The sequence below is a fragment of the Kurthia sp. YJT4 genome, assembly GCF_030219945.1.
Lineage (GTDB): Bacteria > Bacillota > Bacilli > Bacillales_A > Planococcaceae > Kurthia > Kurthia gibsonii.
Genome location: NZ_CP126689.1, coordinates 1,539,713 through 1,561,166, shown reverse-complemented (window position 1 = coordinate 1,561,166; position 21,454 = coordinate 1,539,713). Strand labels below are relative to the sequence as shown.

Here is a 21,454-nt window from a genome sequence, read left to right as displayed (position 1 = left end):
AGATGAAATCACTTCATGATTTTCACCCACTCGTTATTTTCAGTTACTTTTTCGCTGTTATTGGTTTAACGATGTTTTACATGCATCCTATTCTTCTTATGATTAGTTTTACGGGTGCAACTGTCACAAGCTTTCTTTTATTAAAGAAAAGTTTTTTGAAATCGATTAAATGGCTGCTTCCATTCATGTTGGTAGCAGCTATTTTAAACCCTTTACTCATTCATGAAGGCGAAACAGCGATTCTCTATATCAACGAACAACCGATTACAGTCGAAGCTATTGTTTATGGATTTGCTGCTTCTATCATGTTAATCGCCATTATCTTTTGGTTTAGTGCATTTAATGCGGTCATGACATCTGATAAATTTTTATATTTATTTACGAAAGTATCCCCTGCTGTGGCATTACTAATCTCATTAACGATGCGCCTTGTACCTCTATTCGGTCATCAAATTAAGAAGATTATGTATGCGCAACGTGCGATTGGCATGGACCCTAGTTCAGGTTCGGTTTGGCATCGTATTAAAGCTGGAACTCGTATTTTATCCATCCTTATCTCGTGGGCTTTAGAAAATGCAATTGAAACAGCTGATTCGATGAAAGCGCGCGGCTACGGATTAAAGGGGCGCTCAACTTTTTCATTATTTCGCTTTGATCGATTAGATGGGATTGCACTCAGCGGTATTTTCATTTTATTTATCATGCAACTGCTATGTAGCTATTTCGGTTGGAACGAATTCTACTACTATCCAACGTTCTCACCAATCGTATGGGACGGTTCGATGATTTTCATGACGATTAGTTATGGTATACTCGTGTCACTACCTATTTTTATTGAAGTACTGGAGGCATTCAAATGGCGCTCATTGAAATCAATCAATTAACGTTTAGTTACCCACTTGCAACAAAACCAACTTTAAAAAACATCTCTCTTGAAATTGAAGCAGGTGAATTCGTCGTATTATGCGGAACATCAGGATGTGGTAAGAGTACATTATTAAAGCATTTAAAACGTGAATTAACGCCACATGGTCAAATGTCTGGAACGATTCATTTCAATGGTGTCGCTTTACAAGACTTGCCTCAGCGTGAAGCAGCCAGTCAAATCGGTTATGTACTTCAAAAACCTGAACTACAAATTGTAACGGATAAAGTATGGCATGAATTGAGCTTTGGTCTTGAAAATCTGGGTTACGATTCTATGACAATCCGTCGTCGCGTTGCTGAAATGGCAAGCTTCTTCGGTATTCAAACATGGTTCCGAAAAAATACAACAGACTTATCAGGTGGTCAAAAACAGCTGCTCAATTTAGCGAGTATTATGGTGATGCAACCACAACTACTGGTTCTAGATGAACCTACATCACAACTCGATCCGATTGCAGCGAGTGAATTTATCGCAACACTTCAAAAGCTCAATAAAGAACTCGGTTTAACGATTGTGCTTGTTGAACACCGATTAGAGGAAGTATATCCGATTGCAGATCGGGTCATTATTTTAGATGCAGGTGAAATTATTGCAAATGATACACCCATTAAAGCGGCTACACGTTTACGTCATGTTGATGCACATCATCCAATGTTGCTTGGTTTGCCAACACCGCTTCGTGTACATCATGCACTCAAGCAATCAGATGAAACACCTTTAACGATTCGTGACGGACGCACATGGCTTGAAAAGCATTACGAAAAAGACCATAAACAAATTCAAGAAGCAGAGTCTTCTGGTGAAGTCGTACTAGATGTACAAGATGTATGGTTTCGCTATGACCGTCATGCAGAAGATTTAATTCGAGGATTGAATTTTCAGCTCCATCAAGGTGAATTTCTAAGTATTGTTGGTGGAAACGGGACGGGTAAATCCACAACACTCGGCTTAATAACGGGGCTATTAAAACCGCATCGCGGAAAAGTAACAATCTTTAACAAGCCACTTAAAAAATATGCAAAAAAAGAATTGTATCAAGGTATGATTTCGATGCTACCACAAGATCCAACAACATTGCTTGTCGAAAAAGAAGTGCAACTTGAACTCGCCATGATGTCAAAAGATCAAGCAGCTATTGATCGCGTAATTGACTTACTTCAAATTCGCCATCTACTTGCTCAACATCCATATGATTTAAGCGGTGGTGAGCAGCAAAAAGTCGCACTTGGAAAAGTACTACTTAAAAATCCAAAAATCTTAGTACTAGATGAGCCAACGAAGGGGCTAGACGGTGAATCTAAACAAGTATTAGCTCGTATTCTACATGACTTACAAAGTCAAGGGACATCAATTTTAATGGTGACGCATGATGTCGAATTCTCGGCTGAACATGCAACGTCTTGTGCGATGTTCTTTGACGGTGAAATCGTCGCAAAAGGAACACCAGCTGCCTTTTACAGTGGTAATCACTTCTATACGACTGCGACGAATCGTATGTGTCGTCAATTATTTGAAGATGTTGTAACGACAGAGCAGTTAATTGCACGTTGTCAATCTCTACAAGAGGTGATGACACATGTCTAAAAAGGTCATTTCACTCATTATCTTTTTTGTGATTATTCCTATTGGGATTTTAATTGGAGCGACTTTATTAGAAGATGGAAAATACAATTTAATCTCCATGTTTGTCATGGTATTTGCTTGTATTCCTTTCTTTTTATCATTTGAAAGACGAAAACCCGATGCGAGAGAAGTATTAATTATCGCAGTGATGTCGGCAATTACGGTGGCAGGACGTGCAGCATTCGCCTTTATCCCAGCATTTAAACCGATGACAGCGCTTGTTGCGATTACAGGCTTTAAACTTGGTCCAGAAGCAGGTTTTCTAACGGGTGCTGTATCTGCTGTTACGTCGAATATCTTATTCGGTCAAGGTCCGTGGACACCTTTTCAAATGTTCACGCTTGGTATTCTCGGCTACATTGCTGGATTACTCGGTAAAACGAACTGGATGGAATCAAAAATCTCATTACTGTTTTACGGGATTTTCTCAGGTATCATGTATTCGATGCTCATGGATATTTGGACGGTTTTATCGCTTGGTAACGGCTTTAGTTGGATTGTGTATGGTTCTAAAATCATCACAGCGATTCCATTCACTATTACGTATATGATTTCAAATGTCATTTTCCTGTGGTTACTTACAAAACCGATTGGTGACAAGCTAGAACGGTTAAAAATTAAATACGGGGTCATGCAGACGACCTAAATTAAAAGAGTAGCGTAGTAATCGCTGCTCTTTTTCAATTTTCAGGACAACTATTGAATACAGGACTTCATTTTTCATATAATGGAGTAACAACACTTTAAAGGAGGTTTTGGTATGAAAAGGTTATTATTGGCGGCAAGTTGTTGTCTAGGTCTCGTTATGACATCTTCCATAAGCGCTGCTGCAGAAGAAGTCATCATCTCTACACCACATCAAGACGTAGTTGATATGAAGAAACAGTTACCGAAAAACGCTGAAATATTGCCAGATTTACAACTCATCTTAACGGACCTTACAACAGCTGAACAGCGTACTTTTCACCAAGCTTTCCCAGATAGTACGATTGAAAAAAATACAGCTGTCACATTATTAAATGAACCGACGAAACCAACGTGGAATTTATCACTTCTACGTATTCCTGTCACACCTGCATCACTTTATACAGGGAAAAATGTGAAAGTAGCTGTTATTGATACCGGTGTAGCGACAATACCGAGTTTGCAACACGCCATCAAGCAACGCCTCGTATTTGCACCAGACGATCCGAATACAACTGTGAATGAAGCAGATTCGATTGACCGCGGTCATAACGGTTTAGGACATGGCACACTCGTTACGTCGATTATTGCTGCTAAGCCGTATCTACTTAATGGATTTTCGCAAGGGATTGCACCCGATGTTCAAATATATGCTTTAAAATATGCAGATGGCACAAAAAGAGGCTCTGCTTTTGATATTGTACGTGCGATTCAGTGGTCAATTGATCATCAAATCGATTTCATTAACTTATCTTCTGGCCTGCCTAATGATTTAACAGCACTACATCAAGTCATCCAAAAGGCAAATAAGGCAGATATCTTAATGATCGCTTCTACAGGCAATGATGGTTACTATGAAAAGGTTCGTTATCCAGCAAGTTATAAAGAAGTGGTCAGTGTTGGGGCGATTAATCGTTATCAAGATATTAGTAGTTTTTCAAATCATCAAGGACGGGTTGATTTTTTAGCACCTGGTGAAGATGTACCAGCGATTAACCGTTCTGGTACAGTGAGTTATGTAACGGGTACGTCTTTTGCAGCACCGCATATTACAGGATTACTTGCTTTATTAAAAGAACGTTATCCGTACAGTTCAAGTACGCAACTTGTTCAAAAGTTAAAACAGATGCAAAAAGAGAAGCCCTATCCGATTTTAGCGATAAAAGCACCTGTACCACTAGATAGAAAGCCCGTCATCTCAACAAGAAAAGTGACGGATCATGAAGCTTCTTTTTCACTAACAAATCGTAAAAAAGAAGACGTTATCGTATTACAAAATGAACGCGTGATTCAGCGCAGTAAAGCTAATAAATTAACCTTAAAAAACCTTCCTGCAAATAAAAAGCTAACTTTTTCATTCCGTTTTGTAAATGCTGACGGAGATTTTTCGGAAGTGGTCACGACAACGATTCGAACAAAGAAAGATATCACAAAACCACAAGCTCCAAAACAGCTAACGGCTGATTTACTACCAACAGGACAAGTAAAATTAACGTGGAAGCAGTCGCGTAGTAAGGATTTTTTAAAAAATATTCTTTATATGAACGGAAAACGCATCAAAGAAACGCGTGAAGCGCAGGTTATTATACCGAAACTTAAAAAGAAAAAAGTCTATGTATTTGAAGTGAAGGCAGTCGATCAGGCTGGAAATGTCTCTAAATCGACTACTGTCAGAGTCATACGTTATCGTTAAAACATGGTAAACTAAAAGAAAAAAGGAGGTTTCTAAACTGTGAAAGAGAAAACATTTCAAGATGCAGTAGGGTTTAGTGTAAAAGATACGATTGCATTATTCTGGCTACATGAAACCTCAACACAACCATTCTATGCAGCGGAATTATATGAACAGTTCGTCGATCAGTTCCCAGGTCGCAAAGTAGGTTATGAATATGTGGCACGTGTCGCAAAGCAATTAGAAAGCGAGGGTGCTCTTTCTTCGTTCACCAAAGGTAGAAAGGTGTACTATGAAGTGACGACACTTGGAAAAGAGCGTCTTTTACGTTATCAGCAAATTTACTATGAACGATTCCATGAGATTGTTTTAATATTAGATCGCTTTTATTATGAATTGACGAAAAATGGAGAGAAGCCACCGAAGCCAGATCATCCATTACCGGAAGAATTTCGAGCTTATTTTTCAAAACTGATTTCGGTGAAAGACATTGTGCGCTATGTTACCTTTAAACTTGCACAAACGAGAAGCAGTTTTTCAATGGCAGATGTTGCGAAGCAGATTGAAGACCTTTTCGGTTGGGGTCCTTCCAATAGCTATCTTTATACCGTTTCGTGGGAATTAGAAGAAAAAGGCTATTTAATCGGTTCATGGCCAGATGAAAAAAGAACCCGACGTGTCTTGCGCGGTACGGATGAGTCGAATGAATTTTTTGAAGTTATTGCACGTGATTTAACAGATCAAATTCGAACGAATCGCCGTTTTTTACATTACATGCTACAGTTTTTCCAAAAAAAGAAAGAATAATAAATTGAATTATATGACGATTCATCATATAATGAGTGCAACACGTTGAGAAGGAGTAGTACATTCAATGTTACTTTTCAAGAGAGCTAACGGTTGGTGGAAGTTAGTAAAGTGCATGAATCGAATGGACCTTTGAGTGGTGCCTTGAACATGAAAGTAGAGACATCCGGCGGCAACCGTTACTTGCGAGAGGTGACATAGGTCACAACTGAGGTGGTACCGCGGATTGATTTCGTCCTCCATGAAGATTTTTTCTTCGTGGGGGACTTTTTATATGTTGAGGAAAAATGAGCTGAGTTGAGAGGAGTTTTTCACATGACAGAACAGACCGTATTATACAAGCAGTTAGAGTTAGAAGCAGATATGCTGACACCTATTTCGATTTATCACGCATTAGAGGGGAAGCAAAAAATTCTATTTGAATCTTCTGCAAAACACGAAGAGAGTGGTCGTTACTCTTTTATTGCTGCTTCACCTGTTGCAACACTAGTTGCGAAAAATCAGATTCTTACGTATAAAAAGGGCGATAAATGTATTGAATTGAATTCACTGCACCCTTTTGAAGAATTAAAAAAATTTCTTCCCTATGTAAAAGGGGACTATCCGTTTTCTTTTTATGGTGGAGCGATTGGCTACATCGGGTATGAAACTGCTTTTTATCATGAACAGATTGGTGATGTATTAGTTGATCCAATCGATATGCCCGATATGCATTTACTCTTTTTTGATACATTTGTCGTGATGGATCATGTTAAGCAGACATTAACGATTGCGACCATTGATTTATTTCAAGAAGGTTTAACAGAAGCGATTTTAGATGAACGAATTGAACGAATCCAAAAGCAATTAACGAAACCACTTCAACCTTTTTTAGCACAAGTGGATGCGCTTCAATTTATACCGAGTATGACACAAGATGCTTATTGCCAGATGGTAGAGGAAGGGAAACGTCATATTGAAGCAGGAGATATTTTTCAAATTGTACTATCTCAGCGTTTTTCAGCACAGTATGATGGGAACCCGATGGCACTTTATCGTCAACTGCGTACAGCGAATCCATCTCCGTATATGTATTATATTGACTTTGATGGTTATACAGTGCTTGGAACGTCTCCAGAAAGCCTTGTAAAGGTTTCAAAGCGTCAGGTGACGACAAACCCAATCGCTGGCACAAGACCGCGTGGAAAGGATGCTAAGCAGGATGATGTCATTGCAGAAGGTCTACTTCAAGATGAGAAAGAATTAGCTGAACATCGTATGCTCGTTGATTTAGGTCGTAATGATGTAGGGAGACTATGTGAGATTGGTTCTGTCAGTGTGCCAAAGTACATGGTAATTGAGCGTTATAAATATGTCATGCACCTTGTATCAGAAGTGACAGGAACCTTAAGACCAGCTATTCATCCACTAGATGTTGTGGCGAGCTGTTTACCAGCTGGTACGGTATCAGGTGCACCGAAAATTCGCGCCATGCAACTGATTAATGATTTCGAACATGTAAAAAGAGGCGTGTATGCAGGAGCGATTGGTTATCTTTCGATTTCAGGTGATTTAGATTTAGCACTTGCCATTCGTACGATGGTCGTAAAAGACGGGAAAGCTCATGTTCAAGCTGGAGCAGGTGTTGTACATCATTCAAATCCAATCAGTGAATATGAGGAAACATTAAATAAGGCAAAAGCTTTATTGGAGGTGATCTCATGATTCTACTTATTGATAATTACGATTCATTCACATATAACTTATACCAACAAATCGCCTCACTCGGTACGGAAGTAGAAGTTGTACGAAATGATGCCATAACAATCGAAGGGATTCGAGCGCTTCAACCACAAGCAATTGTCCTTTCACCCGGTCCTGGTACACCAGATGAAGCAGGGATTTGCCTTGAGGTCGTTACACAACTTCAAAAAGAGTTTCCCATACTCGGTATTTGCTTAGGGCATCAAACGATTGTGCAGGCTTTTGGTGGGGAAATTATACAAGCAAAAGAAATCATGCATGGACGTATGTCTCCACTCATGCATAAAAAGGAAGGACTATTAATTAACTGTTCTTTTGAAACCGAAGTGATGCGTTATCATTCATTAGTCGCAAATGGTGAAAACTTCCCGCATATATTACTTCATGTAGATGCGGTCACAGAGGACGGGGAGATTATGGCTTGTCACCACCGCTCATTACCGATTTACGGGCTTCAATTCCACCCAGAATCTTATCACACAGATGAAGGGAATCAGATGATTCAAGCTTTTTTAAATACAATTACACAAACCGTATAATAAAAAACAGGGCAAATGCTAGTAGTAGCAGCCCTGTTTTTTTATTATGGAAAATATAATTTACCTACATCTAAACTATTCAGTTCGTTCCACTTAATCCAAGAAAAAGCGAGTTCTTTTCCAACAGGAATGTAGAAAGCTTTTGCTTCATCTGTCACTTCGTCTTCTGTACGATTGAATTGTTTCAACGTTTCTTCATAAAGCGCATCGTCTTCTGTTAATTCTGCTGCGTAAATCTCTTTATAAGCGAGCATCTTTGGTTGTTTACGAATTGCTTCTTCATCAAAGTCTGCGACTGCATGCGCTAAGTGACGTAGTGTATTGGTATCATAATAAATAATGAAGCCACCTACTTTAGGGAGTGCTTCTTTCATTTCATCTGGCAGAGCAACTAACATTTTCTCTGTTTCTTCAGTTAAACCATAATACTCAATTTTTGCAATTTCGATATGTAAGGCTGAAAGATAAGCTGCGACTGCTAATTTCTGATCTTGCATAAGATATGCTACTTTACCAAAAGCGCGATATAGGCGGCTATTTGAGCTATCTAATTGGATTGCTTTGACGTATGTTTCTAATGCTTCCGCATATGCCCCTTGTTTTTTTAATGTTTCTGCTTGCTCTGTATATTTCTCAACAGTTGTCATGTGTACCATCTCCTTTTTATTAGTATATCGAATATACAACACATACGGCATATGGAACAAGTGTTCTTATTTTATAAAAAAGGCATATTTACTAAAAAAATATCATTGAAGTGCATTATAATCTATTTTTCATACTATTTTATTAAAATAAAGCATAAAAAAAGTGACTTCTTAACATCGTATGAAACCACTATATGACGCTATCTGTGAAAAACTTCCTTTTTTATGCTATATACTTTATAATGAAACATGATATTCCAAAATTTTCAAAAATAAATTTAAAGGAGCGCTTATGCAAAAATTCTTATTGATTATTGTAGGTTCACTGTTCTTATTTTCCATTTTTTATTTTGTTGCGAATAGCGTTAATCAGGAAGAAATTCATGATATTCAAAAAATTTCCATAGAAGATATTCAAAATCTTCATGTTTATTCCGATATTGCAGATATAGAAGTGGTACCGACGAGTGATTTAAAATTACGCGCGAAGTTAGAGGGTAAGATGAATAGTTCTTTAGCTAAAAAGCTAGCGTACACAGTAGAGAAGCAGGGCGATACTCTAAAAGTAGAAGTTACACATAAAGAGGCGCTTCGTTATGCTTTTTTCAATATCCTACATAGCAAACTGAAGCTAACGATTGCTGTTCCTGAAAAGGAATGGAAAGAACTCTATGTTGAAAACACAGCGAATCAAATGATTGTCGAAGGAATGTACGGAAATCATCTACAATTCAAACAGACATCAGGCAATATGAAAGTGCAAGATTTACAGGCACAAAATGTAGAGGTTTCTACAACCTCAGGTGTTATACAAGCACAAAATATCATTTCAGATCAACAGTCTGTTCGCCTTACATCAGGGGATGTATCACTCGAACAAATTGAAACGGATGATTTACGCATGAAGGCAACGTCTGGTACACAACGTCTCGTCGATGTTCAAGCGAAAAAAATGACAGCTGAATTAACATCTGGTGATATCCAAGTGAAGCAACTTTTAGGAGAAGAAGCTACATTAAAGCTAACATCGGGTACAGCTGATTTTACAATGGCTACACCTCTACAAAAGATGCTTATAAATGGAACGAGTAGTGATGTACGCATTCATTATACAGAACTTGTTCGCGACCTACGTTATACGCATGAAGAAACGTCAGGTGATGTCGTAGTTGATTTAACGAATGGTGAAAACTCAAAAGGTGCGTCAATCGTTGGAGCAGGTCAAAAACAATTAACAACAAAATTCACGTCAGGTACATTTTATGTAAGTGATACGAAAGATGGAGGGAAATAAGATGTTTGTATGGATTACTTTGATAAGCTGTTTGTTATTAGTGAGCAGTATCTATTTTGTTCATATGAAAAGAAAACAACGCATGATGAAACAACGTAACCACGCACAAATCGAAGCACGCTTTATGCAACGCAACCGATCAGCTAAAGGCGGAGCATACTAAATATAGCATTTATGCAGTTTGGACGAAGCAATTGTCTGAACTGCATTTTTTATTTTAAAACAATTTTATATACATAAATGGTATTATAATATATATAAAGAATCATTTTACAAATGGTCATATTATGTCTAAATACACGTGTATAATAAGTTCATAAGTCACCATTTTAAGAAAAAGGAGTGTTTAATGACTTTGGAAACAATAGACATCGAAGTAGAAAAAGAAGTTTTAGAGGAAAAAACAATAGGTAATTTAAATGTTTTAATTATGGGCCAAACAGGTGTTGGAAAATCTTCACTTATCAACTATATATTCGATGAAGATATTCGTGAAACAGGAACAGGGAAGCCAGTAACACCAAAAGTTTTTGAAGGTGAGTTTAAAAAAATTAACGATATCCCTGTAACATTAATTGATTCATGGGGACTTGAACAAGGAAAGGATGAGGAGTGGCAGTCTTTATTAAATGACTTTATGAAAAACCATTCTACTGAGCAGAAAGTAGAAGACTGGGTTCATGTCGTTCTATTTTGTATTAACGCCTCAAGCAACCGCATTCAAGATTTTGAAATTAATATTATTAATGATTTCTTATCCAAGAAAATGGAAGTTGTTGTAGCACTTACAAAATCTGCACTTTGCTCTCCAGATACATTAGCTGAGATGAAAAATGCACTTCAAAAAGAAACAAACGGTGAATTGACGGTTGTACCAGTAAATAGTAAAAAAGAGACTTTATTTGGTGGTATGGAAATCCAACAATTTGGTCGAGATGAAATATCAAAAGCTATGCGAGGCAATTATTTAAATATGCTACGCTTACGCTTACCTGAGCGTATGGATATATTATTAAAAAATAAAATCCAAACATATGCTGAAAAAATTAAAGAATGTAAAAAGACAAATGATGCGATTGAACTCGCGACACAATATAGTAAGTCATTTTGGCAAGAGGATATTGAACAAACGATTCAATCTGAACTATATGATGCACTAACATCTTACGTACAAGTTCATGCTATTACAATTAGCGGGAAAGAATATGAACGAGAAGCTTTTAACTATAAAACAATTATTAATCGTTTAACACAAATCAAAAAAGACTCCGCAGACGATAACAATAAAAGTATGATTTTAAATATTCTATCCATTTTGAAAAATAAAGTGAATTTACCTGTATTAACAATTGCAACAGCAGCAACATTATACAAATCAATTTCAGGTTCTTCTGCTGATATTGCCGAGGAATTTTTAGAAATGATGTATAGCGAATTATTAAAAAATCAACGTAATTTAGATCAAGTTATTTTTCAAATGATTGAAAAAACAGAAAAACAGTTTAATCAATCAACTACGATGAATGGAGGACATGCATAATGGTTAATGTCGATCAATCCTTATTTGATTCTACTATACACACCGCAGCAAATGAATTTGAGCAGCAAGGTCATCATCCAAATATACTAGTTGTTGGTGCAACAGGCGCAGGGAAAAGTTCTCTTGTAAACACAATATTTAACGTAGATTTCGCTCAAACAGGTACAGGAAAACCAATTACACAAACTACAACGAAATATACGATTGAAAATATGCCTATTAATTTATTTGATACGAAAGGATATGAACTAGGTTCTGAAGAACATACACGTTTTTTAGAGGAAATGCATACCTATATGGAAGATCAGAACAAGCCTGTACAAGAACAAATTCACATGGTTTGGTATGTAATTTCAGCTAGTAACCATCGTATTACTGATCTAGACCTAGAAATGATTGAAAAGTTTAGAGAAACCGGAAAGCCTATTTGTGTTATTTTCACAAAATGTGATTTAGTTTCAGAATCTACACTTCAAGACTTGTCTCAGGTGCTACTCACACATCGTATTAATTATTTCTATGTATCCACAGTTCTACCAGATATGGACTATATCCAACTTTCTGCTTTAGTCGAATGGTCATATGAACATATGGATTATTCGGTGCGTTTTGCATTTCTACGCTCTCAAACGATAAATTTAAAGTTAATTCGTTCAGAAGTGAATAAAATTATTAGAAAGTATGTATTACAGGCTTTTGGTCATACTGTAAAAAATAGTAGCATCGATGATATTATGAACGTACAAGGCGAGATGTTATATACTATTTTCAAACAATATAATTTAGAAAATCAAAGCATAACTTTCATGCCTTTTTTAAATAAATTAGTGCAAAGCTATTTAGAAGAAAAAGAGAAAGAGAAAGAAAACGAGAAAAAGAAAGAAAACGAGAAAGATCCAGAAGATTTGGTATCAAAGTTAAAAAAAGCAGGTATAGAGATTTTAATTAAGGGCAGTATTTCAACAGCTAGTACATTGGCTGTAGGATATACAGCTTCTGAAATATGTTATCGTATTAATAAGGCAAAAGTAAAAAATAAAACATTGAACGTACAACAATATGTAGATGAACATTTTAAAGAGAGTGATGTTAAGAATCTTTTTTATCAATTCAATAAAAAGAAAAATAATAAAGATTAATAATAAATAATTTATAAAAACTTATATCTATGTAGAAGTAGGTATAAGTTTTTATAAAGACAAATATATTATTTAATAGAGTAGAAAATCGTACTTTTTTATTTCTTTTCTTTTTAGTTTACATAATATAAATTATAGGAAGTTTTGTATCATTAATAAGAATACTTATAATATTGAGATATTTAAAAAAAACAATATGGTTGAATGAATTTTTCAACCATATTCCTTCGTTTGATTTATTTACGTGCTTGAATCAATGCCGATACAATATAATTTTCTAAATCATAATTCGGTTCCCAGTCACGTATGAATTCCTTCGATTCATCTTTTGGTTCAATTCTAATCTCTTTAAACCCTGCATTTCGCAACAATTCTTCATATGTCTCAATCGATATGGCTCCTGATATGCATCCTGAATATAATTGTAAATCTTCATGGTAACTTTCTGGTAATTCAGCTGTTAAAATCACATCTGAAATGGCTAAATAACCACCTGGTTTCAATACACGATAAGCCTCTTTAAATACTTGTTCTTTCTCTGGTGATAAATTAATAACACAATTTGAAATAATATGATCTGCTGTTTCATTGGCAATCGGTAAATGCTCAATTTCACCTAAACGAAACTCAACATGTGCTAAATTTGCTTTTTGAGCTTGTGCGCGAGCTTTTGCGATCATTTCATGTGTCATATCGACACCGATGACATGACCTGTCTCCCCTACCTTTTTAGCAGCTAAGAAGCAATCAAAACCACCGCCTGAACCCAAGTCGACAACGGTTTCGCCTTCTTTAAATTGTGCAATAGCATGTGGATTCCCACAACTTAATCCCATATTTGCTTCTTTTGGAATTTGATTTAATTCCTCGATAGAATAACCCATTTTTTGAGCTAACTCTTCAGGTGATTGCTGCAAGTTTTCTTCTGGATTACAGCAACTTACTGTATTCGTTGTACAACAGTCATTATTTTGAGTCGCTACTTTTGCGTAATTCAAGCGAACTGCTGTACGAAGTTCATCTGATTTTTTCATTTCTTTTCCTCCTTAACAAGACGTCGGACTATAACCTTGTAATACAAGCCCCATCTGTCCATCTTCTTCCTCTGCATGAATTGTCACATCTTTTAATATAGGAATCACTTGATCTTGTATAGCAATCTCTAAACCATCTACAAGTTGAACCGTATCTTGCATAGTTGGTTCGGCAATTTCCACTTGAACATTTACACCACAACAACCTTCTGTACCATAAAAACGAAGCAATTTAGGCGCTTGTCCTTCCATAACTTGCATTAGATAATTTTTTCCTTCTATTGTTAAATTCATTATTTAACCTCTCCTTCTAGTTTCTTTAAACCTGTTTGACCGATAGGCTCCTCCATCAACCAAGGAACAACCACCATTCGTTTACTTTCTTTTTGAACTGCTTCAAGCCATTGCTGCTCCATTTGCTGTTTTTCTTTAAAAATAGGGCTTTCTGTAGCCACTGCAGTAAAGCATTGATTCATAACCCAATAATCAACTGATAATCCAGCGCGTTCTAAATCAGTTTGTAGACGTGCTGCTTCAAGTACAGGTGTTGCTTCAGGCAAACTTACAATTAACACACGCGTATAGTCTGAATCACGTAGTTTTGGTAACAACTCAGAAACAGCAGGTGGAATCTCTCCTTGGGTACGATTCACTTCTTGATGATACGCTTCAGTCGCATCTAAAAGTAATAATGTATGACCTGTAGGCGCTGTATCAATAATGATTGTTTCATGCTCATGTGCTTTCACAACTTCAGCAAATGCACGAAATACAGCAATTTCTTCTGTACAAGGAGATGCTAAATCTTCTTTCACAAGTGCTAAACCATCTTCTGTCATAGTTTCTTCAGCTTTTTCCAAAACAGCTGCTTCATATTTCACCAACTCTGCTTTTGGATCAATTCGACTCATTGTTAGATTAGGAAGTGTTTCATCTAGTGTCCAAGAAAGATGTGCTGCTGGATCTGTAGTTGTTAAATGAACCGATTGCCCTTCTTCTGCAAGACGCATAGCAATATAAGAAGCAACGGTTGTTTTACCAACACCACCTTTTCCCATTGTAAAAATAATATGTGGCTTTTCTCTCGTATACGTTTGAACCAATTCTTCTAAGTTTATATACGCATCAAACGATGAAGTTTCTGTATGAGCAAATGGAATTGACTCATCACGTAACCAACACTCTAAATTCGCTTGAGATGACAACGTATATGGTACATATGGAAGTGTGTATGTTTTTAAATGACGTAGAGCATGCAGCATATGCTGAAGGGCTGCTCGTTGACGATTTGCGAAAGCATGTTCCATCACATCATCACTCACTTCTTCAAAACAGCCATTGATGATTAATTGCTGATGCTGCATACCTAACGCATCTAATTCTTGAGATGCACGTGCAGCTTCTTTTAAAGGGTTCCCATCTGGACGAGTTACAAGCCATAACGTCGTTTGATTTTTATCCATTAAACGCTCTACAGCTAAACGATACATGTCTCTATGTTCATTCAAACCCTTTAAAGGACCTAGACAAGAAGTGCCTGTCGTATTTTCATCTAAAAAATGTGTCCAAGCCGATGGTAATTGCAGTAAACGTAGTGTGTGCCCTGTCGGTGCTGTATCAAAAATAATATGATCGAAATCTTGAAGTAAGGTTTGATCCGTCAATAATTGAGCAAACTCATTAAATGCAGCAATCTCAACTGTACAAGCACCTGATAATTGTTCCTCCATATTTTGAATTAAAACAGGTGGGAGCTTTCCGCGATATGGTTGAATCATTTGTTCTTTATAATGAGCTGCTGCCTCTTCTGGATTAATATTTAACGCATAGAGTGTATCTGAAATATGGGTCGGCTCTCCATAAATCGTTTGTTGAAACACATCTTGCAGATTAGAAGCTGGGTCGGTACTAATTAACAGCACTTTTTTCCCTTCACGCGCCATTGAAATAGCTAATGCACATGAAACAGATGTTTTACCGACGCCACCTTTACCTGTTAAAAAGACGAAAGGGGTTGTAGGAAAATCAGCTTTTGTTAAACGTTTCACTTTGAAACATCTCCCTTAATGTTTAGACGAATTTTTGGTTTTTTCGCTAATTCTTCAGTAGGTATTCCCGTCCATTCAGAAAATTCCTCCGTAGTAGGATAGCGCCCTTTCACTGCTAGTAAACCATCTACAAGCGTAATAGGTAAACAATCCATACCTTCTTCCATAACCAATTGATTCACTTGTTGATTTTCAACAAAAACATCTGGATGATTCGTTACATTAAAGCGCTCTGCTGTAATTGTTGGTTGATTTTGTACATGATGCATAATAAATGAAATTCGCAGTAAATCTGTGTCAATCGATGGTCCACATAGACCTGTTGGACAACACATTGCTGGTTCATACATTTGAATGGCTTTCATAATCATCTAGCTCCTTTTCAACAAAATCTTGAATTCTTTTTTGGATTGCATCGCGAACTTCTTGAAAAACAGCCCACTTTTCTTCTTCTGTTCCTGTCGCTTTTGCAGGGTCTGTAAAACCCCAATGTTCACGTTTTACATGAGGTGGCGTTACAGGACATTTATCTGCTGCATCACCGCATAACGTTACAACTAATGTTGCCTGATTAAGAATTTGTGGGTCAATCACATCTGAAGTTTGCGTTGTAATATCGATTTGTACCTCTTGCATGGCTTTTACAGCTTTCGGATTCAAACCATGCGCTTCAATTCCTGCGCTTTTTACAGTCCAATCAGTTGGTAGCAACTTCTTCGCAAAACCTTCTGCTATTTGACTTCGACATGAATTACCTGTACATAAAAAATAAAGAATTTTGTTCATTTTTTAAATCACCTCAAAATATAATAACTTACTTATATAATTATATTCTTATATGAAAAAGATGTCAATTTCTTTTCAACTATCTATGATATAATATTTTTTGGAAAGGATTGACATACATGAAAAAGAAATTACTTATTGGGATTTTAACAATCAGCATTGCTCTCAACTTCTTCCTACTTGGGAAATGGTATTTTTTTGAACGAGGCTATGAAGAAACAGAGAAAGAATATAAAATCTTAGGTGAAATGGTCGTTAAGACGATGGAAAGTGATGATTACAAGAAAATTGCAGAAAAAGAACAAATTTTATCTATTAACTATGGCGTAGATCGCTATAAAGGTGGCGTTTTCCCTTACTACATGTCTGTTTTTGTGAAAACAAAAGACAACAATTATATGTTTGATTGTGCAGATAAGACTTGTGAAAAGGTAGAAGTAAGCGGAGAAAGCTATTCCATTTATCAAGATGAGCCTCTAGCGTTACCACTTAAAAAATAAACAGAAAAAAACCAAAACTGTGCCGAAGCGCAATTTTGTTTTTTTCTTATGATTACATTATTTATTTACTTTTTTACCTAGAATAACGAGATCTCTTTTCATACCGTCTAGTTCAGCAACTTCCGGTAAGAACGCCCATTGTTCAAAACCGAAATGTTTAAATAGTTTCATACTCGGTTCATTTTGAGCAAAAATAAAGCCGAGTATGGTTTGAATGGATAAAGAAGGCGCTGCATCTAAAACGAATTGAATCGCCTTTTTGCCTAAGCCATGTCCTCTGAAGTCCGCATCCAAATAAATGCTCACTTCTGCTGTCGCATCATAGGCTTTTCGACCATAAAAATCTTGTAAGCTAATCCAACCACAAATATCGTTGTCTAATTCCATCACCCATAGTGGTCGGTGATCTGCTGTATGTGCATGAAACCAAGGTGTACGTTCTTCAACAGTGACTGCTTCTAAATCAGCTGTCACCATACGCCCTTCAATCGTTGAATTATAAATCGCGACAATGCGCTCTAAATCATCTAATTTTGCTATACGGAATGTTAGTGTACTCATGCTGTCTCTTTCTCCTTTAAACTGTTTTATAACCAATCGCCTGCTCCAAATGCGCTTTTACACGCAGCCAATCTTCACGTATAACCGAATAGACAACACTATTTCGAATATAACCATCTTTACAAATAATATGTTTACGCAGTACCCCTTCTTTTGTTGCTAAAAGCCCTTCAATAGCACGACAAGAGCGTGTATTTCGCTCATCTGCTACGATTTGAATCCGTTCAAGACCTTCTTTTTCAAAAGCATATTGAAATAATAGATACTTACAACGCTTATTCACCGAAGTGCCAAAATATGCGGGGGTTAGCCACGTGTAACCGAGTGTTGCAGCACGATTTTTAGTATCTATTTGATAAAAACGTGTTGAACCAATTACGCGATTCGACTGGCGATCTACAATTGCATAAGTTTGCTCCGTTTTCGATTTATGTAAGGCATCTTCAATATAAGCCTCTGCATCTTTTAATGATTGAATCGTATGTGCTGTATATGTCCAAATCTCCGCATGATTTCCTGCTTCAAATAAAGCTTCTGCATCTTCCATTACAAGTGGACGTAAATAAACAACATCATCTTCTAATTGACTAAATTCCATCCCATTCGCCTTCTTTCGTTTTTATTATTATAGCGTACCTTTTTCAAAATAAAAGAAAAAACTGTCTCCCTTTTGGAAACAGTCTGAAAATTATTGAAATAGACAAATTGAGATAGGTTTTTCTCGATGTTGCATTAAGAGTTGGTATAGTTGGGCACGATGATGAATGAGGTGCATTAGAATTTCTAGTATCCATTCTTGTTGCGTGTATGTAGCGCCCCAATAACTGGTTGATTCACGCTGCTTTTCACATTCTGACATACATTCAATATGTGCGTAAAGCTGCTTCATATGATAAATAAACATCTGTTTCATTTCACAAATCGTCTCCAAACGATTGCGCTGATAAAATGCATCCATTTCCTGATGACTCGCAGAACTTGCTAACATTAAATCTGCTTTTGGTAAGTAGGTCATATGATGACACAATTCGAAAACAGAACGAAGCCCCTTTGCTTCTGGTTCTTTCCATGTTTGCTCATTCACTTCATCAAATAGTTGCACAATTGTTTTTTCAATAAAATGTAACTGTTTTACTAAAGACTGCATTTTTTGAACCCCTTTGTTATGTAGGAGGGTGAAAGCCCCCTCAAATAAAGCTATTAATTAGTTTTTATTGGCACGATCACGAATCATTGCTTCACGTGACGGATAAATATAACCAGGTAACTTTTTACGAATTGTATGTGTAAACGCACGTTTTGATTCGTCTTTAGCAGCAGACGGTCTTTTTTGTTGTGTCTGTTTTTCAACAACTGGTTTTACAGACATCTTTTGCGTTTTTCGAACTGTACGATGCTCTACATAGTATTGATGAATCATCGCGTCCAATTGACGTTCTTCAAATTTAAGCGATGATATCACAAGTAGTAAAGGAATACCTATTAGTGCAATAATAGAGAGAATTAGTAATATTAGCAAGTTTTTTCACACCCTCCGACTAAATATTCTAATCCATATATTCCCTATTAACTTTAGTTAAAACCTTTATTTTTGTACGAGACGGTATTGATTCACTGGTCGTCCTACCCCGCCATATTGAATATCAATGACAACTTGACGCTGCTTCTCTAAATAATCTAAATAACGTCTTGCAGTTACACGTGCTAAACCAACCCCCTGCGCCACTTCAATAGCTGTAACAGCACCTTTTTGCTCCCCAATAAATTGAATAATCTTTTGTAAAGTTGCACCATTTAATCCCTTTGGTAAAGCATCATGGTAATGGTCGGTCTCTCTTGTTGGATGCAGTAATTGATCCAGTTCATCCTGATTGAGTGCTTCCTTCTTCGTAATATACGCTTTATACGCTAAATATTGCTGAATGGTCTGCTTCATACGATCAAACGTAAAAGGCTTCATAATATAATCATAAACACCTAATTGCAGCATTTTTTCAATTGTTTTCATATCATTCGCTGCAGTTACAGCAATAACATCGACAGGTAAACCTTGATCTCGAATTTGTTGCAATGTTTTAATGCCATCTTGTTCTGGCATGAAAATATCCATAAGTGCTACATCTGGCGCTAATGTTTTCAGCTGTTCTACCCCTTCAATTCCATCTTTCGCCACTCCTACAATACGAATGCCTTCGATTTGCTCTAAAAATTGGCGATTGACTTGACGTACCATTGGATCGTCTTCAATTAATACAACATCTATCACGCGATGTTCCCCCTACTCCATTGTAAACGTAACTAAAATACTCGTTCCTTCATTCAACGAACTTGTAATATCAATACTACCGTTCGTTTTGTTTAAAATATCTGAAATTAAATATAAACCAATGCCATGATTGGCAGAATTCTTCGTTGTAAAACCATTATCGAAAATCTTTTGAATTTGTTCATCGGTCATACCGACACCATTATCCTCCACTAAAATGGATAATGTTTCATCGTTTTGGTCAATACTAATAAAGATTTCTTTTGATGAACTACTCGTCAGTTGCAGCGCATCAAAAGCATTTTCTACAAGATTTCCAAACACCACAACAAAATCGTGGAAATCAAGCTTTTCTGGTAAGCGTTCGAGTGTGCTATGCTCATCCATCATGACATTAATGCCAAGCTCCTTACCACGATTGATCTTACTCAGTACCAGACCTGCAATATTTTGATTTTGAATGCGCTGATTTAAGAAATTCGTTGTTTCTTCCTGCGTCGTTTGCACTTCTACAATGTAATCCATCGCTTCTTGATGATGACCTAGTTGTAGAAGTCCTGAAATCGTATGCAACTTATTTTTATGCTCATGATTTTGAATACGAAGTGCTTGTACGAACTCTTTTACGCCCGTTAATTCTTCCGCTAGCTTTTTCACTTCTGTACGATCTTGGAAAATAGCAATCGCCCCGACCGTCTCACCGTCTACTTCAATCGGCACACGATTACTTAAAATCGTATGTTGATTAATATGTAACTCTTTATTGTAAATGGGCTGATTAAAATCTAAAATCTCTGGTAAGCGTGTATCAGGTAAAATATCATAAATCTTCTTTCCAAGCAAATTCTGCTCGCCAATCCCTAAAATTTGTCGCGCTTTCGGATTGAAGATGGTCACTGTAAACTCTTTATCAATAGCGATAATTCCTTCATGCATCGCATTGAATGTCTCAATACGCTCTGTATATAATTTAGCAATCTCATGCGGTTCATAATCCAGCATCTGCTTCTTCACGCGACGACTTAGAATCAGCGCTCCCCATAAACCAAAGGCAGTTGACAGTGTCAGTGCAAGTGCAATCTCCCACTTCATTCCACCTAACACTTCAAGAACACTCGGTAAGCGATAGCCAACGACTGCAACACCGATTTGCTGATGTTTAGTATTCATGATCGGTACAAAGGCGCGTACCATTACACCCACTTCACCTTTTGCTTTCGACGTATAATAATGCTCTGAATACGCTGCTTCTTCATCTGGTGTTGTCGAAACTGTGCCAAGCTTACTCGTTAAAGGATGCGACAGTCGCACATGATCCATATTCATAATCACAATATAGTCTGCAGAATTGACCGTTCGCAGCTGCTCAACGGTTTGATTAATTCGACGTGCTTGTGCTTCAATAGATAAATTATTCTCGTTATGTAAAGTATCTTCGATTTCAGGTAATGTCGCTACCGTTCTCGCTACAAGCATCGACTGCTCCTGTAATTCTTTTTCTTTTGAATTGACAATACTCCCTAAAATAAAGACGCCCGCAATCAATAATGAGAAGGCAATGATGAAAAACGTAAGTGCAATCATCCCTTTATTTAAGGTCATTTTTTGTTTGAACAAACAAGCCACCTCTCTTATACTTTTTA

At 36.8% G+C, this 21,454-nt stretch carries 24 protein-coding genes and 1 other annotated feature; of the genes, 12 read left to right on the top strand and 12 right to left on the bottom strand.

Translation table 11 applies throughout. The features are described 5' to 3' along the window. Positions 1–2 precede the first annotated feature (2 nt). From QN089_RS07635 to QN089_RS07605, 7 genes are all read left to right on the top strand, one after another. Complete coding sequence (locus tag QN089_RS07635; RefSeq protein ID WP_285216393.1) at positions 3–884, top strand: energy-coupling factor transporter transmembrane component T; 882 nt, start codon at positions 3–5, stop codon at positions 882–884. Then, a complete protein-coding gene (locus QN089_RS07630; RefSeq protein ID WP_285216392.1) occupies positions 857–2,512 on the top strand; it encodes an ABC transporter ATP-binding protein in 1,656 nt (551 codons plus the stop codon). Before QN089_RS07635 ends, QN089_RS07630 begins: the two co-directional genes overlap by 28 nt. Then, positions 2,505–3,197: an ECF transporter S component gene (locus QN089_RS07625; protein WP_285216391.1), complete on the top strand. Its 693-nt coding sequence runs from the start codon at positions 2,505–2,507 to the stop codon at positions 3,195–3,197. Before QN089_RS07630 ends, QN089_RS07625 begins: the two co-directional genes overlap by 8 nt. Before the next feature lie 114 nt (positions 3,198–3,311). Beyond that, positions 3,312–4,928: a S8 family serine peptidase gene (locus QN089_RS07620; RefSeq protein ID WP_285216390.1), complete on the top strand. Its 1,617-nt coding sequence runs from the start codon at positions 3,312–3,314 to the stop codon at positions 4,926–4,928. Between the two features lie 39 nt (positions 4,929–4,967). After that, on the top strand, positions 4,968–5,714 hold the full coding sequence (locus tag QN089_RS07615; protein ID WP_285216389.1) for a hypothetical protein: 747 nt from the start codon (positions 4,968–4,970) through the stop codon (positions 5,712–5,714). Positions 5,715–5,750: 36 nt separating this feature from the next. Then, positions 5,751–5,957: a binding site (T-box leader), on the top strand. Positions 5,958–6,029: 72 nt separating this feature from the next. Further along, entirely contained in the window at positions 6,030–7,418 is a 1,389-nt protein-coding gene (gene trpE / locus QN089_RS07610) for an anthranilate synthase component I (RefSeq protein WP_285216388.1), read from the top strand. Next, positions 7,415–7,996: an anthranilate synthase component II gene (locus QN089_RS07605; RefSeq protein ID WP_087680779.1), complete on the top strand. Its 582-nt coding sequence runs from the start codon at positions 7,415–7,417 to the stop codon at positions 7,994–7,996. The genes trpE and QN089_RS07605 overlap by 4 nt, the downstream gene beginning before the upstream one ends. A gap of 44 nt (positions 7,997–8,040) precedes the next feature. Here the strand turns inward: QN089_RS07605 and QN089_RS07600 are convergent, their stop codons facing one another. Continuing rightward, entirely contained in the window at positions 8,041–8,643 is a 603-nt protein-coding gene (locus tag QN089_RS07600; RefSeq protein ID WP_285216387.1) for a tetratricopeptide repeat protein, read from the bottom strand. A gap of 292 nt (positions 8,644–8,935) precedes the next feature. Between QN089_RS07600 and QN089_RS07595 the strand changes: the two genes are divergently transcribed. From QN089_RS07595 to QN089_RS07580, 4 genes are all read left to right on the top strand, one after another. Continuing rightward, positions 8,936–9,937, top strand: a complete 1,002-nt coding sequence (locus QN089_RS07595) for a DUF4097 family beta strand repeat-containing protein (protein WP_285216386.1) — start codon at positions 8,936–8,938, stop codon at positions 9,935–9,937. Position 9,938: 1 nt separating this feature from the next. Then, positions 9,939–10,100 (top strand): hypothetical protein, encoded by a 162-nt coding sequence (locus tag QN089_RS07590; RefSeq protein WP_285216385.1) that lies wholly within the window; start codon positions 9,939–9,941, stop codon positions 10,098–10,100. A 192-nt stretch (positions 10,101–10,292) separates the two neighbouring features. After that, positions 10,293–11,477 (top strand): GTPase domain-containing protein, encoded by a 1,185-nt coding sequence (locus tag QN089_RS07585; RefSeq protein ID WP_285216384.1) that lies wholly within the window; start codon positions 10,293–10,295, stop codon positions 11,475–11,477. Continuing rightward, the gene (locus tag QN089_RS07580) at positions 11,477–12,616 is read left to right on the top strand and encodes a GTPase family protein (RefSeq protein ID WP_285216383.1); all 1,140 of its coding nucleotides are present in this window, start codon (positions 11,477–11,479) and stop codon (positions 12,614–12,616) included. Before QN089_RS07585 ends, QN089_RS07580 begins: the two co-directional genes overlap by 1 nt. A gap of 236 nt (positions 12,617–12,852) precedes the next feature. Here QN089_RS07580 and QN089_RS07575 read toward each other — a convergent pair whose 3' ends face one another. From QN089_RS07575 to arsC, 5 genes are read right to left on the bottom strand one after another with little or no spacing between them, the layout of a single operon-like run. After that, positions 12,853–13,650, bottom strand: a complete 798-nt coding sequence (locus tag QN089_RS07575; protein ID WP_285216382.1) for an arsenite methyltransferase — start codon at positions 13,648–13,650, stop codon at positions 12,853–12,855. Between the two features lie 12 nt (positions 13,651–13,662). Continuing rightward, positions 13,663–13,944 (bottom strand): Fe-S cluster assembly protein HesB, encoded by a 282-nt coding sequence (locus QN089_RS07570; protein WP_068453408.1) that lies wholly within the window; start codon positions 13,942–13,944, stop codon positions 13,663–13,665. Then, positions 13,944–15,698: an arsenical pump-driving ATPase gene (gene arsA, locus QN089_RS07565; protein ID WP_285216381.1), complete on the bottom strand. Its 1,755-nt coding sequence runs from the start codon at positions 15,696–15,698 to the stop codon at positions 13,944–13,946. The genes QN089_RS07570 and arsA overlap by 1 nt, the downstream gene beginning before the upstream one ends. Continuing rightward, positions 15,695–16,063, bottom strand: a complete 369-nt coding sequence (gene arsD / locus QN089_RS07560) for an arsenite efflux transporter metallochaperone ArsD (RefSeq protein ID WP_068453412.1) — start codon at positions 16,061–16,063, stop codon at positions 15,695–15,697. Before arsD ends, arsA begins: the two co-directional genes overlap by 4 nt. Continuing rightward, a complete protein-coding gene (gene arsC, locus QN089_RS07555) occupies positions 16,041–16,484 on the bottom strand; it encodes an arsenate reductase (thioredoxin) (RefSeq protein ID WP_068453414.1) in 444 nt (147 codons plus the stop codon). The genes arsD and arsC overlap by 23 nt, the downstream gene beginning before the upstream one ends. Positions 16,485–16,603: 119 nt before the next feature. On the opposite strand from arsC, the gene QN089_RS07550 reads away from it, so the two are divergent. After that, a complete protein-coding gene (locus QN089_RS07550) occupies positions 16,604–16,984 on the top strand; it encodes a hypothetical protein (RefSeq protein WP_285216380.1) in 381 nt (126 codons plus the stop codon). A gap of 57 nt (positions 16,985–17,041) precedes the next feature. On the opposite strand, the gene QN089_RS07545 is transcribed toward QN089_RS07550, so the two are convergent. The 6 genes from QN089_RS07545 to QN089_RS07520 form a co-directional block, all read right to left on the bottom strand. Continuing rightward, complete coding sequence (locus tag QN089_RS07545) at positions 17,042–17,545, bottom strand: GNAT family N-acetyltransferase (RefSeq protein WP_087680768.1); 504 nt, start codon at positions 17,543–17,545, stop codon at positions 17,042–17,044. A gap of 16 nt (positions 17,546–17,561) precedes the next feature. Continuing rightward, a complete protein-coding gene (locus tag QN089_RS07540; RefSeq protein WP_285216379.1) occupies positions 17,562–18,143 on the bottom strand; it encodes a GNAT family N-acetyltransferase in 582 nt (193 codons plus the stop codon). A gap of 90 nt (positions 18,144–18,233) precedes the next feature. After that, positions 18,234–18,692 carry a hypothetical protein gene (locus QN089_RS07535; RefSeq protein ID WP_068453423.1) on the bottom strand — a complete coding sequence of 153 codons (459 nt, stop codon included), beginning with the start codon at positions 18,690–18,692 and terminating at the stop codon, positions 18,234–18,236. Positions 18,693–18,749: 57 nt separating this feature from the next. Beyond that, positions 18,750–19,064, bottom strand: a complete 315-nt coding sequence (locus QN089_RS07530; protein ID WP_068453425.1) for a hypothetical protein — start codon at positions 19,062–19,064, stop codon at positions 18,750–18,752. Between the two features lie 66 nt (positions 19,065–19,130). Further along, complete coding sequence (locus tag QN089_RS07525; protein WP_121177242.1) at positions 19,131–19,811, bottom strand: response regulator; 681 nt, start codon at positions 19,809–19,811, stop codon at positions 19,131–19,133. Between the two features lie 12 nt (positions 19,812–19,823). Then, complete coding sequence (locus QN089_RS07520; protein WP_285216424.1) at positions 19,824–21,413, bottom strand: ATP-binding protein; 1,590 nt, start codon at positions 21,411–21,413, stop codon at positions 19,824–19,826. Positions 21,414–21,454 lie beyond the last annotated feature (41 nt).

Excerpts from the sequence above, each read along its gene's own strand:
- QN089_RS07635 (WP_285216393.1), top strand. The coding sequence starts at position 3 with ATGAAATCACTTCATGATTTTCACCCACTCGTTATTTTCAGTTACTTT.
- QN089_RS07630 (WP_285216392.1), top strand. The coding sequence starts at position 857 with ATGGCGCTCATTGAAATCAATCAATTAACGTTTAGTTACCCACTTGCA.
- QN089_RS07625 (WP_285216391.1), top strand. The coding sequence starts at position 2,505 with ATGTCTAAAAAGGTCATTTCACTCATTATCTTTTTTGTGATTATTCCT.
- QN089_RS07620 (WP_285216390.1), top strand. The coding sequence starts at position 3,312 with ATGAAAAGGTTATTATTGGCGGCAAGTTGTTGTCTAGGTCTCGTTATG.
- trpE (WP_285216388.1), top strand. The coding sequence starts at position 6,030 with ATGACAGAACAGACCGTATTATACAAGCAGTTAGAGTTAGAAGCAGAT.
- QN089_RS07605 (WP_087680779.1), top strand. The coding sequence starts at position 7,415 with ATGATTCTACTTATTGATAATTACGATTCATTCACATATAACTTATAC.
- QN089_RS07600 (WP_285216387.1), bottom strand. The coding sequence starts at position 8,643 with ATGACAACTGTTGAGAAATATACAGAGCAAGCAGAAACATTAAAAAAA.
- QN089_RS07595 (WP_285216386.1), top strand. The coding sequence starts at position 8,936 with ATGCAAAAATTCTTATTGATTATTGTAGGTTCACTGTTCTTATTTTCC.
- QN089_RS07590 (WP_285216385.1), top strand. The coding sequence starts at position 9,939 with ATGTTTGTATGGATTACTTTGATAAGCTGTTTGTTATTAGTGAGCAGT.
- QN089_RS07580 (WP_285216383.1), top strand. The coding sequence starts at position 11,477 with ATGGTTAATGTCGATCAATCCTTATTTGATTCTACTATACACACCGCA.
- QN089_RS07575 (WP_285216382.1), bottom strand. The coding sequence starts at position 13,650 with ATGAAAAAATCAGATGAACTTCGTACAGCAGTTCGCTTGAATTACGCA.
- QN089_RS07570 (WP_068453408.1), bottom strand. The coding sequence starts at position 13,944 with ATGAATTTAACAATAGAAGGAAAAAATTATCTAATGCAAGTTATGGAA.
- arsD (WP_068453412.1), bottom strand. The coding sequence starts at position 16,063 with ATGAAAGCCATTCAAATGTATGAACCAGCAATGTGTTGTCCAACAGGT.
- arsC (WP_068453414.1), bottom strand. The coding sequence starts at position 16,484 with ATGAACAAAATTCTTTATTTTTTATGTACAGGTAATTCATGTCGAAGT.
- QN089_RS07550 (WP_285216380.1), top strand. The coding sequence starts at position 16,604 with ATGAAAAAGAAATTACTTATTGGGATTTTAACAATCAGCATTGCTCTC.
- QN089_RS07545 (WP_087680768.1), bottom strand. The coding sequence starts at position 17,545 with ATGAGTACACTAACATTCCGTATAGCAAAATTAGATGATTTAGAGCGC.
- QN089_RS07540 (WP_285216379.1), bottom strand. The coding sequence starts at position 18,143 with ATGGAATTTAGTCAATTAGAAGATGATGTTGTTTATTTACGTCCACTT.
- QN089_RS07535 (WP_068453423.1), bottom strand. The coding sequence starts at position 18,692 with ATGCAGTCTTTAGTAAAACAGTTACATTTTATTGAAAAAACAATTGTG.
- QN089_RS07520 (WP_285216424.1), bottom strand. The coding sequence starts at position 21,413 with ATGACCTTAAATAAAGGGATGATTGCACTTACGTTTTTCATCATTGCC.